Consider the following 17235-nt stretch of genomic DNA (forward strand, 5'->3'; position numbering starts at 1 on the left):
CTGATTTACAACAATATGAGGTAGTGTTAAAACTACAGGCGACAAATTTTTTAAGGCGGCGACAGGATTGGCAACGTCGATGTTTTGCCGTCAAGGATGGTTATTATAAAAAAGCCGCCTCAATCAAATAAGGCGGCGATATCACAGATATAAGATCAGAAACTAAATTTTATTTTGCCAGAAGCATTTTTTTGGTTTGTCTGAAGAGTGGTGTCTCTATTGTATAGAAATAAGCCCCGCTTGTTAATCCGGAGGCATCGAAGTTAATACTGTGTTGTCCTGCTTCCTTGAATTCATTTACTATCAACGCAACTTCCTGACCGAGCAGATTATAGATTGCAATCTTAACAAGGCTTGCCTCTGCTATACTGTAATTAATTATTGTAGATGGATTAAATGGATTTGGATAGTTTTGCTCTAAAGAAAATTCTGCAGGAGAATTTACTTCCACTTCTATCTCATTGCTGTAATCAAATACACCATTGAAATCTATCTGCTTCAGACGATAAATATATTTATCATTCGGAATGTTCACATCGTTGAATGAATAACTTCTCTGCTCGGTAGTTGAGCCTGAACCAGCCACGAATCCAATTACTTCAAATCCTGATTCTTGTGTTCTTTTTTGAATTTCAAATCCAGAATTATTCAATTCAGTTGCGGTAGTCCATTGCAATATAACATTCTTGCCTGATGAAGTGGCTGAGAATGAAACTAATTCAACCGGGACAGGATCATCAGCAGTGATTCTAACGATAGAAAAATTTCCATATGCCCCGGAATCAGCTGCAACACCACTGCCCCAGCAACTTCTAAATAAAGTACCATACCCTGGAGTTGAGGTACCTAATGCATCTACACTTCGCGAAGTGCCTGTGAAGCCTGTCTGGCGAAGTTCGATTAATAAATTTCCCCCATTATAAACCCAGACACTATCAATGGCAAAAGACATTTCAGGTCCCCAGTTGTTAGGAGAACTTCCAAAAGTATATGAATTAGCCAATATTGTTAAGCTGCCATCTCTTACTTGTTTCTTGGGTCCGACAAAATTGGAAGAGAAATTTGTTCTGTCCATACTGGCAGGATCCACCCCCAGACCAAGATAAAAATCATAATCAGTTATTGTAATGTCAGCAGTTGGCCAATTTGTAGTTGCTGAGGTAGGGAGTCTCCAGCTAACTGCTAAAATTTGCTTATTCATCAATGGGGCTAACAAACTTTCATGCATAAGCAGTTGATACGTACGTGGAGAATTTGCCAGCTGACTTGTAAAACCTGCATTCCCGGGTGTGTTAGTATAATCTGGTGGAGCAACGTGATAAATTTGAGCCATGACGGTCAATGATAACAGGATAAAAAGAGAAAATGTAAAAGAAGTTTTCATAGCATCTCCTATTTTGTTGATGGTTATATTAAAAATAGAATATTCTTTCTTTTAAATCAACAAAAAAATAAAATTTATTGACTCAACCTTCCATAAAAGAGAAGTAAAGATTAAAATACAGATATACGAAATAAAAAAACCGCAATCCTTTTTTCAAGATTGCGGTCACAAATCAAGATAGCTTTTCCCGACTTAAATCGGAATCGCAATGAATTATTATTAATTAAACATCGTAATACATTCCGAACTCAAACGGGTGAGGTTGTAATGCCATCGGTTTTATTTCCTTTTCAACTTTATATTTTATCCAGGTTTCAATTACATCTTCAGTGAACACATCGCCTTTCAACAAATATTCATGATCGTTCGCCAGAGCTTTTATTGCTTCATTCAAACTTCCCGGTGTTGATGGAACATTTTTTAGTTCTTCAGGCGGCATATCGTAGATGTCTTTATCTAAAGGATCGCCAGGATCTATTCTATTAATTATGCCATCAAGGCCAGCCATGAGCATTGCAGAAAATGCAAGATAAGGATTAGCTGAAGGATCAGGACATCGGAACTCAACTCTTTTTGCTTTAGGACTTGTAGAGTACATTGGAATTCTAACGGCTGCACTTCTATTCCTTTGTGAGTATGCAAGATTCACAGGTGCTTCAAATCCCGGTACCAATCTTTTATAAGAGTTAGTAGTTGGGTTTGCAAAAGCACAAAGTGAGGCTGCATGTTTTAAAAGTCCGCCAATGAAATAAAGTGCATCTTCACTTAAGCCAGCATAGCCTGGGCCAGCAAAAAGTGGTTTACCTTTTTTCCACAAGCTTGTGTGCACATGCATCCCGCTGCCATTATCTCCTTGAATCGGTTTGGGCATATAAGTAACAGTCTTGTTCCACTTCTTCGCTGTATTCTTAATAATGTATTTAAACATCAAAAGTTGATCGGCAGCTTTAACCAGCGGTGAAAAACGTAAATCAATTTCGCATTGACCACCACTTGCAACTTCGTGGTGCTGAGCTTCTACATCAATACCGCAATCAATTAAATTATTTACCATTGCATTTCGTAAATCCATTAATGCGTCTGTCGGCGGAACAGGAAAATATCCTTCTTTATATCTCGGCTTGTATCCGAGATTCGGATTTTCTTCTCTGCCAGTATTCCACCTGCCTTCAACTGAATCAACGTGATAAAAACTTCCGTTGGGTTTCGAATCGAATCTCACATCATCAAAAATAAAAAACTCGGCTTCGGGTCCATAATAAACGGTATCAGCAATTCCTGTCGACTTCAGATGAGCTTCTGCCTTCTGCGCGATATTTCTTGGACAGCGAGAATATTTTTCCTTTGTTGCAGGTTCATAGACATCACAAATCAGACGTGCTGGCGGGGATTCAATGAACGGATCGAAGAATAAAGTATTTGGATCAGGAATAATAAGCATATCACTTTCGTTTATTGCTTTCCAGCCTCTTATTGATGAACCGTCAAATCCGTATCCATCTACAAAAGAATCTGCATCAAACTGACTTACAGGTACTGTAAAATGCTGCCACTGTCCTGGAAAGTCCATAAATTTTAAATCAACGAATTTGATTTTTTTTGTCTTGATAAAGCTGAGCACATTATCAATAGCGCTCGGGGTTTTAGCCATGTTATTAACCTTTTATTTATTATTGAATATTAATTGATGTTGTTTCTTTTATTGTAGAAAGTACATAAGTTGTTTTTGTTCCAGTGACACCGGGCCAGGTTTGAATTTCACTAAGTAGCTTTTCTAACGCCTCAGTATTCTTCACACAAACTTTCAGTAAGTGCGAACCTTCACCCAAAACTGAATAACATTCAAGAATGTGTGGATGTTTTTCTACATGTTTGATCAAATCCTTATAATGCTTTGAAGAATCCATCATAACAAGTATGAAAGCCAGGATATCATAACCGAATGCCTGTCTGTTGACTTTTGTATAATACCCTTCGATGATATTGTTATCTTCAAGTTTTTTTAATCTATCACTTACTGAAGGAACGGATAGTTGAACCTGATCAGCTAATTCATTTCGTTTTGTTCGACCATTCTGCTGAAGTGTTCTTAGTATTTTTAAATCCAGTTCGTCGAGCATAAAACCTTAATAATTTAGGAATATTCAAATTATTACCTTCGAAAATAAGTTTAGACAACATTTATTCCAAATTATATTTGGGATTTTATAAGATTATCCCGTAAATCAGTGGGTCAAATTGAGAAATTGTATTACTTTGTTAATCCGAAGGGAGTAAAGGCTAATTTGTTCTTTTTGACTTCATCGAAAAGAACAAGATTTCTACGTGGTCTGTCTTGCAATTTATGATAGAGGTGATATTGAACTGCTGCATGATTTACCGACTTAACTTGAATCCCGGAAAGTTCAAGTCTGAACTGAACATCCGAGTCTTCTCCGATGGAAGGTGCTTCATATCTTTCATCGAAGCCATTTATTTTGATAAGATCTTTTTTGAATAAAGAGAAATTGCAGCCGAGTAACCCTCTATTTTTCTTGTTTAAAAAACTCAATAATAATTTGTTCCGGATGTAAATACCTTTTTCTACATCGACGGAATTACCAAATATCCCGTCCAGAGCTTGCATAAAAAATTTTTTTTCCAGATAGCCTTCGCGAACATTTTGTTCTGAAAGAATGTATGTAATTTTTTGAGAGAGGTTTACCCTTCTTCCTGTGAGTGCTATATTCTTCCATGCAAAATTCAAGTGACCTTCGACGAATTCACGGTGAGGGACACAATCTGCATCGATAAATATCAAATAGTCGGACTCGGCTTCGTTAATTGCTTTGTTTAATATTTTATTTTTTCTAAACCCTTTGTCTTCCTGCCAGATATGTTTTATCGGGAATGAATATGTAGCTTTTATTTTGTTAATCTCTGCAACCACATTTTCTTTTGAGCCGTCATCAGCAATTATAAGTTCAAAGTCTTTTGTGGTTTGCCTTTCAAATCCTGTAAGAACAAGTTTCAGATAATCGATCTTGTTGTAGAATGCTGCAATGACTGAGGCCTTATTCATCGGGGGAAAGATCCTCACTAAGTTTCTTCTTCAGGTTTCGTTTGTTCTTCTTTCTATCGTATGCTTTCGGATTTTTCTCAACTTTTGGCGGTTTTTGCGGAACAGGAATCCGCTTTGCTTTTTTCTTTATTTTGATTTTACTTTTCTTCAACTTAAAAAAAATCGTTTGTGAACCTTCCTGCTGTCAGCAGATTCGTAGCAGAAGAACAAGCCACGAGCAAAAATTAAAATATTGCATAAATAAAAGGAGCTAATGCCGATCCTTGTGTTAAAATAATTAATCCTCCGAGAAGAAGAAGTAGAATAAGTATCGGTGCAAGCCACCATTTTTTTCTTACTTTAAGAAAATCCCAGAGTTCAGATAATATTGAAAGTTTGCTCATAATTATTTCCTAAAATTGTCTTTCGTAATCTATTTGTTTTTTCTGAATGATTGAACGCTTTTCCCAGTAGGTCTTTGCTGACCTGTCATATTTTAGATCCATAAATTTCTTCCCAAAAATTTTTGCAAGAAATCCGATTGGGGTAATAACAAGATAAAATAAAGTAGTCAGTATCACTCTCGTCATAATATAACCGAGGATTATCGCCAAGCCCATCCAAAGCTTATTGAGAGGTTTAAGCAATTGAGGGAATAATATTCCGAGAAGGATTAATAATCCTCCAATTACCGTGAAATAAATCTCCGAGGGTTTTTCAAAGTAAAAAATAAGTGCTCCAATCGCTACTAATACAATACCAACAGTTAAGCCAAACTTGCGAAGGTCGCTTTTTGTTTCTTTAATATGTTTGAATTCTTCTTTGAGCATAAATTAATCCAGTGCAAATTCCTTTTTCCAGTCAGTATCTTTTTCTAACGGTTTTTGATCCTCTTTCGATAAAAGATAATTTCCAAGCACGAGGTAATCAATGTTCGTTCTCATAAAACATTTGTAAGCATCTTCTGGTGTACAGACAATCGGTTCACCTCTGACATTGAACGATGTATTTATGATAACCGCACAACCTGTATGCTTCTCAAATTCTTCTATCAGCCTATGATATCTTGGATTAGTTTCTTTGTGAACTGTCTGAAGCCTTGCAGAATAATCAACGTGAGTAATTGCGGGAATATCGGACCGAACGACATTGAGTTTATCTATTCCCCAAAGATTATCCTCGTCTTCGGTCATTTTGATTCGGCGTTCTTTTTTCACATCAGCAACCTGAAGCATATACGGACTTTCTTTTTCAAACTCAAAATATTCACTCACTTTTTCAAAAAGAACGGATGGTGCAAATGGTCTGAATCCTTCCCTGAATTTTATTTTAATATTCATCAACGCCTGCATTTTCGGAGATCTAGCATCTCCAATTATTGAACGCGCACCAAGAGCGCGCGGACCAAACTCCATCCTGCCATCAAACCAGCCAACAACTTTTTCTTCAGCAATAAGTCCTGCTAATATCTTTATAAGTTCATCTTCCTGATACTTTTTAGCAACAAGATTTGATGATTGGATGAATGAGTGAATGTAACCCTCACTGTATTCAGGACCAAGGTAAGAACCTTGCTGTGAATCAGATTTGTCATCTGAAACTCTTGGATTACCGAGATAGCTGAACCATCCGAGAAGTGCTGCACCTAAAGCACCACCAGCATCTCCAGCAGCAGGCTGAATCCAGATGTTTTCGAAAGGACCTTCTCGCAATAACTTTCCATTTGCTACACAGTTCAATGCAACCCCGCCGGCAAGGACTAAGTTTTTCATTCCGGTTTCTTTGTAAACATGGTTCCCCATTTTCAAAACGATTTCTTCCGTCACTTCCTGCAGAGAACGAGCAAGATCCATATCTTTTTGTGTAAGTTTTGTTTCGGGTACTCTCGGTGGTCCTCCAAACAACTTATTGAACTTCTCATTTGTCATAGTAAGACCCTGGCAGTAATTAAAGTATTTCATATTCATCCGGAATGAACCATCATCTTTCACATCAATCAGGTGATCATAGATAAGTTTTTTGTATTTTGGTTCGCCGTAAGGCGCAAGACCCATTACTTTATACTCGCCTGAGTTAACTTTGAATCCGGTGTAATAAGTAAATGCAGAATATAAAAGACCAAGTGAATGAGGAAATTTTATGTCTGCCCAAAGTTCAATTGAATTTTCTTTACCAATTCCATAACTGCTCGTCGTCCATTCACCAACTCCGTCCATTGTAAGTATTGCGGCTTCTTTGTAAGGAGAAGGAAAGAATGCAGAAGCAGCATGTGATTCGTGATGTTCCGGAAATATTATTTTTCCTTCATATCCGAGTTCTTTTTTTATTAATTCCTTCATCCACAATTTTTCCTTTATCCATAAAGGCATCGCTTTGATGAAAGATTTTATTCCAATCGGTGCGAAAGTAAGATAGGTTTCAAGAAGCCGTTCAAATTTTAAAAATGGCTTATCATAAAAAGCTACAAGATCAAGATCGTTAGCCTTGATACCGGCATAATCCAAACAAAATTTAATTGCGTTATGCGGGAATCGATGATCATGTTTTTTCCTGGAGAATCTTTCTTCCTGAGCAGCAGCTAAAATTACTCCATCTTTCACAATGCAGGCAGCGCTATCGTGATAGTAAGCTGAAATTCCAAGTATGTAGATGCTTTTATCGTTCAAGAGAAATTCTTTAAAATCAATTTATGGTGATAGTGTTTCCTGTTCCTGCCATTTTTTAAACCACAAAAAATTTGGTGTTGTCATTGGCACGGCAAGCAACTTTCCGCCAAAACCAAAATACCTGTATATCACGGTAGTTGTGTTAAGCACTTTTACTGAACTCAAATTTTCAGTATTAATCTGCAAATCATACTTATTTGCCAGTTCAACTGTTTTGTTGATTATTTGCTCGCTGTATTTTTTAAGTCTTAGTTCCTGCTTAACTGCTGCTTTGACTGACTCAAAACTATCAGAGACAAAAGCACGATTTTCTTTCCGGTCAATCAATTCAAATAATGAGTAGCCCTCAGGAACTTTAATAGGTCCATACATCTCTCCTATTTTCATTACAGCAGCCTTCTGCCCGATTTCGCCATACTCGCTTACGGGAAAGAATCCCAATTCGCCATTATTATTTTTTGCTTCTTGCCTAATTGTAAACTTAACAGCAAGCTCTCTGAATTCTTTTCCATTATTTAGTTCATCAAGCACTTGTTTGATAACATCAAGGTCTTCAGTTAAAAGCTCAAGAATTTTCACTTCAACAATTGATAATTCAGCTTGATTCTTTTCAAGGTAATACTTATTTGCTTCTTCATCAGTGACTTTAATTTCATCTGCTATTTTTTTACGGAGTGATTCCGAAAGATAATACGAACTCCACATTTTTAAAGATCGCTGAACTTCTGGTGAATTCTGAAGTCTTCTCTTGTATCCTTCTGCTGATAAAAGTTCGTGCTCAATAAAATTTTTAATTGCGAAGTTCAACCTACCTTTAATATGATTTTCTTCGAGTGAGTCTACATACATTTTCTCTATTGATAACTCCTGCAGAAAATCATTTATTGTTGCTGACTGATCATTAATTTTTACAAATTCTGCATTCAGTAAATCTGATTCTAATTTGCTTTCAATTCTGTACAGATCATCTGGCATCAAATATATTTTATTACTTTCTTGTACATCTTCTTTCTGATTTTTACCCTTTAAAACATCAATTACAATATTGGATAGTTTCAGAAATAATTCTTTATTCGTTTCAGCTTTAGCTTCTTCAAAAAAACGAGAATAAAAATCCTTATAGATGCTGTCGGTTAACGTTGCTTCTGCAACTTTCAAAACATAATTCTGCTGCTCTTCTGCCTGCTTTACATTTTCAATTATTTTTTGGTCGGTGGATAGCAGCCTGAAAATGTACCAGCCGTTCGGAGCTTTTAACGGTGAAGTAAATTCACCGACCTGTAATTGATAAAGCTGATCTTCTACATTTTTATCCATCTGACCGTAGCTGACAACGTATGGTTTTTCCTGCAAGCTGCTTTCTGGTCGTTTCAGAAATACTGAATAAAAATCCGATCCAGAAACTAATTGCTGATAAATATTATTTATCTCATTTTCATCTTTCGAAAATATATAATGCAAGTTGAGAGAAAGACTATTTCGCCTGAAAGCTTCTATCAGATATTGATCCGATAAATTTACTTTACTGAGAACTTCCTGCTTGTAAAGTGCATCGCGTACATACATTTTCTCGATAGCTTTATATGTTGTTTTCATTAATTCTGAGTCGTTCAAACCTAATTCTACTGCTTCAAGCGCCCAAAGTCTTTCTGCAATAATTGAATAAAGCACTTCACGTTTGAAATTTTCTTCTCCTCCTTTAATCCCAGCATACAACTGTGGGGTAAGCTCATACCGTTCAATGAATTCACTTTCAGTGATAATTTCATTACCCATCTTTGCCAGTACATTTGATTCATCCGTTTGTCCTGATATTCCAAATGCTGAGAACAGCAATATTATAACAATAAATATCTTATGCATTATTTTCTGCTAATATTTAGCCGGATATTATTTGCAACGATTGAATTAATTTCTTGTTCGATGTTACTGAAATAGTTGATTAAATTGTTGCTAAAATAGCGATATTATGAGAATTCAGACAGGTTAAAAGAAGGAAATACCTGAATGAGCCACCTTCAATTAAATCTATTTTTGAGCTCCGCTTCTGATATATTTAAGCAGTTAATTCAATTTTTTTGAATGCATTTTTAACTAGCATTTATCTCCATTTTAAAGTGAACAAAAGTAATGGAAAGTTCTAATAAAAAAGTTCCACGCTGGTTTTATCTTGTAATGATTTTACTTCCTGTTCTCATTATCGTATTGTTAGAAGTTTGCTTGAATATTTTTAACTACGGAAGAATTAATGATCAATGGATTTCCACCGGAGATGGAAGATTAACCTTAAATCCTGAAATTGCATTCAGATATTTTTATAATACCGAAAGAGTTCCATCAGCCAATCACAATTATTTTGATGAAATCAAACAGAACAAATCCTACCGCGTTTTTATAATGGGCGGCAGTAGTGCTGCGGGTTTTCCGTATTCACCTAATGGAGCTTTCTCCAGATATATTCAGAAAAGACTTGAACTACTCTATCCGGATAAAAAGATAGAAGTTGTGAATATCGCAATGAGCGCAATAAATTCTTATGCGTTAAGAGATATGCTTCCCGGAGTTTTAGAAAAGCAGCCCGAGTTAATAATAATTTATGCGGGTCACAACGAATATTATGGAGCGCTCGGTGTCGGCTCAGTTGAGACACTGGGAGATACAAGATTTATTGTAAACACTGTAATCTGGCTGAACCAGTTTAAAACTTTTGAACTCCTCCGGAATATTATTAAGTCAGTATCCGGTATGTTTTCCGAGCCAGTAAAATCAGACGGAACTTTGATGGCACGGATGTCACAAAGACAACAAATTCCATTTGATTCAGATAAATATTTTGCAGGTTTGAATCAGTTTGAAGGAAACCTTCGTGATATTCTGGAAATGGCAAAGGATGAAAATGTTCCTGTTATTCTAGGAAAACTGGTAAGCAATCTAAAAGATCAAAAACCTTTTGAGTCAATTTCAGATAAAAATTTTCCATCGGCAGATGAGATCTTTACAAAAGCAAAAGATGAACTTGCTGCTGGAAATATTAAAAGTGCTGATTCACTTTTTAGATTTGCAAAAGATCTTGATGTATTAAGATGGCGCGCACCGGAAAAATTTAATCAGATAATTGAGACACTTGGTAATGAATTTAACTTCCCTGTTGTGGAAATAGATTCAGTAATGAATGCTGAATCTCTCTCAGGTGTTGTCGGTGATGATTTGATTACTGATCATCTTCATCCCAACCTCAGAGGATTTCAAATTATTGGAAGAGAATTTTGTAATACTGCAATTAACTCTGGAATTTTTCCAAAGGCAGACAATGATTATTCGCTCCATACTCAGGATAGTATAACTTTAAGCCATTACGAATTTACAAAGCTCGATTCCATCACAGCACTTTACCAGATAATTATCCTAAAAAGTGATTGGCCATACACAAAAGAAAAATTATCAGACGAAGAAAAACTAAAGCTGTTAAACATTCAAACTTATACTGATAGTTTAGCTTTTCTCACCGGTAAAGGTGATTTGTCCTGGCAAGCTGCACATCTTAAACTTGCAGAAAGAAAATTTTCCGAAGGTGATTTTCAATCTTTTCAAAATGAAATTGCAGCTGTAACAGATGAATATCCATTCGATCCATTTCCGTATGAATTTGCGGCTAAGCTTCTTGTGAATTCAAAAATGTTCACGGAATCTTATCCTTTTCTTGCTAAACTTAATGAGTTGCAACCCGGTGCGTATTCAACAAAGTGGCTAGGAATTATTGATTTGTTGAACAATAAAGTCGACTCAGCAACAAATTTTCTTTCGAAGAGTATAAATTACAATTCATCAGATGCACAGGTTTATTATAACCTTGCCGGCGCTTACTCAATAAAAAAAGATTACAAAACAGCTTTGCAGATGATCAATCGTTGTCTTCAGTTGGAACCTAATTACTCGATGGCGAGAGACCTTCAGCAGCAGCTATTGAATGCCACTGGAACGAGAAGGTAGAAAATAGAATTGGCTTTATCTGATAAACAAATTCAGTTTATAAAAAAGAATTATAGAATCCTTTCCTCAAAGGAAATGGCGAAGCAATTGAATGTTTCAACTGAGGATATTAATTCATTTTTAAAAGAGAATAAAGCTTCTTCACCCAAGTGGTTTTATTTTTTGCTGATCATTATCCCAATACTATTCTTTGTTCTTCTTGAAACAGGGCTTCGTATTTTTAATTATGGAAGAGATGATCGTGTATGGATCGATATTTCTCAAGATATGCAGATACTAAATCCCGAGCTTGGGTATAGATACTTTTTCACAACGCAGAACCTTCCGTTCTCAGTCGAGTCATTCATTTATAAAGAGAAAAAAGAAAACAGTTTCAGAGTATTTGTGGTTGGTGCAAGTTCTGCCGCGGGTTATCCGTATTTATCGAGTGCTTCTTTCAGCAAGTTCATCCGGAAAAAACTGGAGATTCTTTATCCGGATAAAACTATCGAAGTGGCTAACTTCAGTATGTCTGCAATCAATTCGTACACGGTCCGGGATTTAATGCCTGAGTTAATTAAAAAAAATCCTGATCTGGTTTTAATGTATCTCGGTCATAATGAATATTATGGTGCATTGGGTGTTGGATCTGTCGAATCATTCGGTTCATCGCGATTTATTGTGAACTCAACTCTCTGGCTCAATAAATTTAAAACTGTTGAACTGACAAGAAACATAGTTAAATCAATTTCCGGTTTATTTTCTTCTGATAGTGAATTGACCGGTGGTACAATGATGGCCCAACTTGCAAAGGAAAAGCTCATTGATTATAATTCTGAAATTTTCCTGGCGGGTATTGAACAGTTCGAAGGAAATTTGCACGATATTTTATCAATGTGTAAAGAGGCTGATGTTCCGGTTATAGCAAGTATACTGGCAAGCAATCTTAAAGATCAAAGACCATTCGTCTCTGTCCCTGATTCGGATTATCCCCCAGCGGATAAAATATTTAATGAAGCTATTACAAAATTAAATGCAGGAAAGTTAGATTCTGCAAAAAGCTTATTCGTTTATGCAAAGGAGCTTGATGCTTTACGGTTTCGCGCACCGGAAGAAATTAATAATGTGATTATTCGTTTATGCAAGAAGTTTAATTATAAATTTATAAGAAGCGATTCACTGCTTAATTCAAAAAGTAATTATGGAATTGTCGGCGATGAATTGATGACAGACCACCTTCATCCGAATGTGAAAGGATATCAGTTAATCGGAAATTTATTTTTTCATGAAATGAAAAGAAATGGCTATCTTCCAACTACTGAGCCATCCGATCTTGATGAGAAAACAGCAGACAGTCTGGTTTTTGCATATTATAATTTCACCCTCTTTGATTCAACAGTAGCTGATTTCCGGATAAAAATTTTAAAAAACGACTGGCCTTATATAAATCCCAAAAATCAAATTCCGAGAAACAAACTGATTTCACTCAACAATTTAATTGATAGTCTTGCACTTGAAATTATTGATGGAAGAATTTCAAGAGAGCAGGCACGATTGAAAGTCGCAAAGAGTTATTTGAGAAAAGATGAAATGGATAAGTACTCAACCGAGATGGCTGCTTTGATTGAAGAGTTTCCGTTTCTTTATAAGTATTATAATGTTGCCTCGCGCGAGCTGATTTCGGCAAGCAAATATCAGCATGCATATTATTTTTTAAAAAGAGGATTTGACAGAAAGCCTGATGCTTTCAATACAAAATGGCTTGGTATAATTGATCTTTCGCAGGGATTTACAGATGATGCGATCAAATATCTTGAAGCAAGTATACGATTTAGCAGTAATGATGCTCAGGTTTATTTCAACATTACAGGTGCATATGCTCAGAAGAAAGAATTCACCAAAGCGCTTGATGCAATAAATAAATGTTTGCAGATAAATCCGGAGTTCCAGCGAGCGGCAATTATAAAGCAGCAGCTTGAGGAGATTATAAGTCAAAGGAATACCGTTGAGTAAAACTCCAAAAAGTGAAAATAGAAACCATAAGAAATCACCTTTATGGTTTTATCTAGTTCTAATTCTGATTCCTGTTATCTTTTTTATTCTGCTTGAAATATTTCTCCGCGTTATAAGCTACGGAAAGAATACTGAGCAGTGGATTAAAATTACAGAAACAAAGCAGATGCTAAATCCGGATGTTGCAGCCAGATATTTCTTCAACACAGCAGATTTACCACAATCGAACAATGATGCATTCGATATTGTAAAGAGAAAAAATGCTTTCAGAATTTTTGTGATGGGTGGAAGCAGTGCGCAAGGATTTCCTTTCTCACCAAATGGAACTTTCTCCAGATATATCTGCGATCGACTCGAATTAGTTTATCCTGATATTCATTTTGAAGTCATTAATCTCGGAATTACAGCAACAAATTCATATACAATCAGAGACTTGATGCCTGGTGTACTCGAGCAGGATCCTGACCTCATTTTAATTTATGCAGGACACAACGAATATTATGGCGCGTTTGGTGTTGGTTCAACAGAAAATATTGGTAATTCAAGAGAGTTTGTAAATTTTCTTATCTGGCTGAATAAATTGAAATCTGTTGAACTTCTTCGAAATGCAATAACAACCATAGCAGATCTATTCACCAAAGATTCTGATTCAAATAAAAATCGCGGCGGAACTTTGATGGCAAGAATTGTAAATGAGCAGTTGATTACTTTTAATTCAGACTCTTATAATGTTGGAATCAGACAGTTTGAAGGAAATATGCGAGATATATTTCAAATGACACAGGATGCCGGCGTCTCTGTTGTGATCGGAACACTCGTAAGTAATCTGAAGGATCAAAAGCCATTTATTTCAGTCGGTAATAGCAAAAATGAAATTGCGGACTCCGTCTATTCACAAGCATTAATTCAATTAGAGAATAACAATAATCAAACAGCTGATTCACTTTTCAGGAAAGCAAAGGATCTTGATGCACTCAGGTTCAGAGCGCCGGAAGAAATTAATAAAGTAATCAAAAGATTATCATTTGAATTTGGTTACACGACGGTAGATGTAGATTCAATATTCAATTCAATTAGTCCGGATGGAATTGTCGGAAATAATTTAATAGTAGACCATCTTCATCCATCGCTTAACGGTTATTTATTGATGGGTAAAACTTATTTTGAAGCCATCCGGAAAAATAATCTTTTACCAAAAACAGGAGGAGTCCAGTTGACTGATGAAAAACAGGATAGCATTGTTGTCTCTGACTTTGCATTTTCTCATCTCGATTCCAGCATAGCTGACATCAGGCTTCGGGGATTACTACATGATTGGCCATTTGTCGAAGATCCGGATTTATCTTTCCTGAAGAACTTGAATTTGAAAGACAGGATTGATTCGATTGCGTATAAAGTCGCGGTTGAAGATATGAGCTGGGAAATAGCTCACAGAGAGGCAGCTCAATCGTATCTCAACAAAAAAGATTATCATAATTTCGCAAAAGAGTTCCGTGTGTTAGTCTCACAGTATCCGTTTAAACTCAACGATTACGATTATGCTGCTTCACAGCTTATTAATGTAAAGGAGTACAATCTCGCATACTCATTTCTACAAAAAAGGTTTAAGGAATCACCCGATGCATTTTCTACGAAATGGCTGGGAAATATAAATTTAAATCGAGGCAATATTGATGATGCCATCAAATATTTATCGCTAAGTATTAAGTATGATAACAAAGATGCACAAACTTTTTATAATCTTGCTGGTGCATTAATTCAAAATAAAGATTATAAAAATGCTCTGATGGAAATTGAAAATTGTCTTAAAATAAATCCTGAATTCCCTAATGCACAAAACCTAAGAGCGCAGCTCACCGAAATAGTAGCTCAATAAAAAAGCCCCGCAGAACGGGGCTTCAAATTTTTATAGAACCAACCCGGAGGGGATTACTTCAATAAAATCATTTTCTTTGTTTCAGTAAAGTTGCCAGAGCTGATCTTGTAGAAATATATTCCACTTGTAAGATTAGAAGCATCAAAGTTAACCGTGTAAGTTCCAGCTGTCTTTGATTCGCTTACTAAGTTAGCAACTTTCTGTCCGATTGAATTGTAAACATCAAGTGTTACAAATCCTTCAGTCGGAATACTGTAATTAATCTTTGTTGATGGATTGAATGGATTCGGGAAGTTCTGCTCAAGAGCATAAGCAACTGGAGTTGAACCTGGAAGATCGTTCACATCTGTTGTGAATGCATGATTTCCCATTGTACCGAATACATTATCAACACGGCACTGCCATGCAAGAGCAAATAATTCAATCACATGGTTAGCGCCTATGGCATTTTCATTATCGTTTCCGCCACCATTATTTACAGCGTCGGCGTAATTGATACCATACTTGTACTGAATTTCAAAAATCGTATATGCAGGAAATGTAACAGTCGCCGTAAATATTTTATCACCAGCTGTTTCATCTCCACCTGTCGCTCCGTCATCATACATAGGAATCATTCTATCTATCTGTGCATCAGGCCAACCAAGATCAGGCCATTGTAAAGGAGGTGTTCCACCTGCCATATGAACAGTATTTACCACAGGAAATGGCTGGTTATTTATTGCAGAAATTGCATTATTGCAATCGACTGTAAATATAACGTCAGTTGGCTGATTGGTAACCGTTTCAAGAGTACCGTCATTGAATGCACGTGAAATTACAGCTTCGCCGTTGTTGTAATCATCCTGGGTAAGAATGTATCTTCTGTCAGATCCGCCTTCCCAGTTACTTGGTGTATAGAAAAATTTATACCCGGTTATAATGGTATCGCCAACTTCAGCACCAAATACTGTATCAGGAACTTCGCTGATATAAAAATTTGGGTCTAGAGTGCTTGGAACAAGGTCGTGCCGACCCCATCCATTGAAATTACCTCTGGCAGCGACAGTATCGGAAGTATTAAATCTACCAGAAAGTATTTCAATTTCCATATTGCATTCCCAGTTAACGAGAATGTCTTTGGGCTGGGCAAATGAGAGGCCCGCGAGCAAGAGCAAAAAGGAAATGTAGAGCAATTTATTCATATTTCTATCCTTCTATTATTGTGAAATATTGCTGTTGATTAAAGTTTCAAATCCAAATATAGATAATTTTTCCATTAAATATTATTCACTAAATAAGGTCAAAATTTAATGCCTAATGAAAAATGTTGAGTATAATCAAGCATACCAAAATCCTGGTAAGCATAATCTACTCTGACACCAAAATCAGTAGTGAAATTATAGTTTAATCCAACCCCGGCAGTAAATCCTTCTTCGGAATTAGAAAGGAACAATGATTTATAACCTAATCTGAATGCAATAAGATTATTAAACATATATTCACCACCAACATTTATTGATTCATCGTTATCATTCGGGTGTAAAGCATCAGCAGCCAAAGTAACCCGATGTTCTTCACTATCCACAACATCCATTGCCAGACCAATTCTGAAAGTTAATGGAAGTGGGAATTCATCGGTTCTGAGGGATGCAAGTATCTGTTCGTTGTTACCATAATTATTTGGATCAATATCGTGCTGGACAAACAAATCCTGTCCGTCCATTCTCATCCCGGTTCCAAAGTTTGTGATTGTAGCTGCGATCCTTAATCCATAAATATCAGACAAGAATAATACACCAAGATCAACTGCGAAAGCACTTGCGGAAGTATTCCAAATTTTCTGCTGAATGTATTTAACCGTTCCACCGAGTGAGAATCTGTCAGTCAGGTTATAAGCATAAGTCATCCCCAGCGAAAGATCGTGTGCTGAGAACATCTGCCCTGTACCGTCCTGCTCAGCTAAGGTTGTTATTTCCATTTCACCATAGTTCAGATAAGTAAGGTTTAAACCCACAGTGCCAGCATCTCCTAATTTTACCATTGCAGCGGCCCATTCATACGTAATATCAGCGAACCAGCTGGAATGTGCAAAGATCGCTTCATTAGTATTGCTTCGGGAAGCACCCGCCGGATTCCAGTACAATGAGCTTATATCATTTGACGTGGCAACAAAAGCTCCACCCATTGAAATCGCTCGAGGTCCAACACCTATATTAAGAAACGGTGCCGCAGTCGATCCAATTTTTGATTGACCAAATAAACAGCCAACAGAGAGTAAAAGAAATATTATTATAAACTTTTTCAT

The 17235-nt window shown here is 36.4% G+C and carries 14 protein-coding genes; 3 read left to right on the top strand and 11 right to left on the bottom strand.

The features are described from left to right. Positions 1–169: 169 nt before the first annotated feature. The 9 genes from IPM14_10860 to IPM14_10900 form a co-directional block, all read right to left on the bottom strand. On the bottom strand, positions 170–1384 hold the full coding sequence (locus tag IPM14_10860) for a T9SS type A sorting domain-containing protein (GenBank protein ID MBK9098591.1): 1215 nt from the start codon (positions 1382–1384) through the stop codon (positions 170–172). A 223-nt stretch (positions 1385–1607) separates the two neighbouring features. Further along, a complete protein-coding gene (gene glnA, locus IPM14_10865; GenBank protein ID MBK9098592.1) occupies positions 1608–3035 on the bottom strand; it encodes a type I glutamate--ammonia ligase in 1428 nt (475 codons plus the stop codon). A 19-nt stretch (positions 3036–3054) separates the two neighbouring features. Continuing rightward, on the bottom strand, positions 3055–3504 hold the full coding sequence (locus tag IPM14_10870) for an Lrp/AsnC family transcriptional regulator (protein ID MBK9098593.1): 450 nt from the start codon (positions 3502–3504) through the stop codon (positions 3055–3057). Between the two features lie 131 nt (positions 3505–3635). After that, positions 3636–4445 (bottom strand): glycosyltransferase, encoded by an 810-nt coding sequence (locus IPM14_10875; protein MBK9098594.1) that lies wholly within the window; start codon positions 4443–4445, stop codon positions 3636–3638. Then, positions 4438–4596, bottom strand: coding sequence for a hypothetical protein (locus IPM14_10880; GenBank protein MBK9098595.1), 159 nt, complete (start codon positions 4594–4596; stop codon positions 4438–4440). The genes IPM14_10875 and IPM14_10880 overlap by 8 nt, the downstream gene beginning before the upstream one ends. A 73-nt stretch (positions 4597–4669) precedes the next feature. Further along, positions 4670–4828 carry a hypothetical protein gene (locus IPM14_10885; protein MBK9098596.1) on the bottom strand — a complete coding sequence of 53 codons (159 nt, stop codon included), beginning with the start codon at positions 4826–4828 and terminating at the stop codon, positions 4670–4672. A 9-nt stretch (positions 4829–4837) separates the two neighbouring features. Continuing rightward, positions 4838–5254: a hypothetical protein gene (locus tag IPM14_10890; protein ID MBK9098597.1), complete on the bottom strand. Its 417-nt coding sequence runs from the start codon at positions 5252–5254 to the stop codon at positions 4838–4840. 3 nt (positions 5255–5257) lie between these two features. Next, on the bottom strand, positions 5258–7075 hold the full coding sequence (locus IPM14_10895) for a carbamoyltransferase (protein ID MBK9098598.1): 1818 nt from the start codon (positions 7073–7075) through the stop codon (positions 5258–5260). Positions 7076–7111: 36 nt separating this feature from the next. After that, positions 7112–8953, bottom strand: a complete 1842-nt coding sequence (locus IPM14_10900) for a peptidyl-prolyl cis-trans isomerase (protein MBK9098599.1) — start codon at positions 8951–8953, stop codon at positions 7112–7114. Positions 8954–9220: 267 nt separating this feature from the next. Between IPM14_10900 and IPM14_10905 the strand changes: the two genes are divergently transcribed. The 3 genes from IPM14_10905 to IPM14_10915 are packed head-to-tail and all read left to right on the top strand — an operon-like array spanning position 9221 to position 14948. Then, positions 9221–11080: a hypothetical protein gene (locus tag IPM14_10905; GenBank protein MBK9098600.1), complete on the top strand. Its 1860-nt coding sequence runs from the start codon at positions 9221–9223 to the stop codon at positions 11078–11080. Between the two features lie 9 nt (positions 11081–11089). After that, complete coding sequence (locus IPM14_10910; GenBank protein MBK9098601.1) at positions 11090–13072, top strand: hypothetical protein; 1983 nt, start codon at positions 11090–11092, stop codon at positions 13070–13072. Then, positions 13065–14948, top strand: a complete 1884-nt coding sequence (locus IPM14_10915) for a hypothetical protein (GenBank protein ID MBK9098602.1) — start codon at positions 13065–13067, stop codon at positions 14946–14948. The genes IPM14_10910 and IPM14_10915 overlap by 8 nt, the downstream gene beginning before the upstream one ends. A gap of 53 nt (positions 14949–15001) precedes the next feature. On the opposite strand, the gene IPM14_10920 is transcribed toward IPM14_10915, so the two are convergent. Then, a complete protein-coding gene (locus IPM14_10920; protein MBK9098603.1) occupies positions 15002–16039 on the bottom strand; it encodes a T9SS type A sorting domain-containing protein in 1038 nt (345 codons plus the stop codon). Positions 16040–16230: 191 nt separating this feature from the next. After that, the gene (locus tag IPM14_10925) at positions 16231–17235 is read right to left on the bottom strand and encodes a PorV/PorQ family protein (protein ID MBK9098604.1); all 1005 of its coding nucleotides are present in this window, start codon (positions 17233–17235) and stop codon (positions 16231–16233) included.

The organism is bacterium, from assembly GCA_016716565.1.
Classification (GTDB): Bacteria; Bacteroidota; Ignavibacteria; order Ignavibacteriales; family Ignavibacteriaceae; genus IGN2.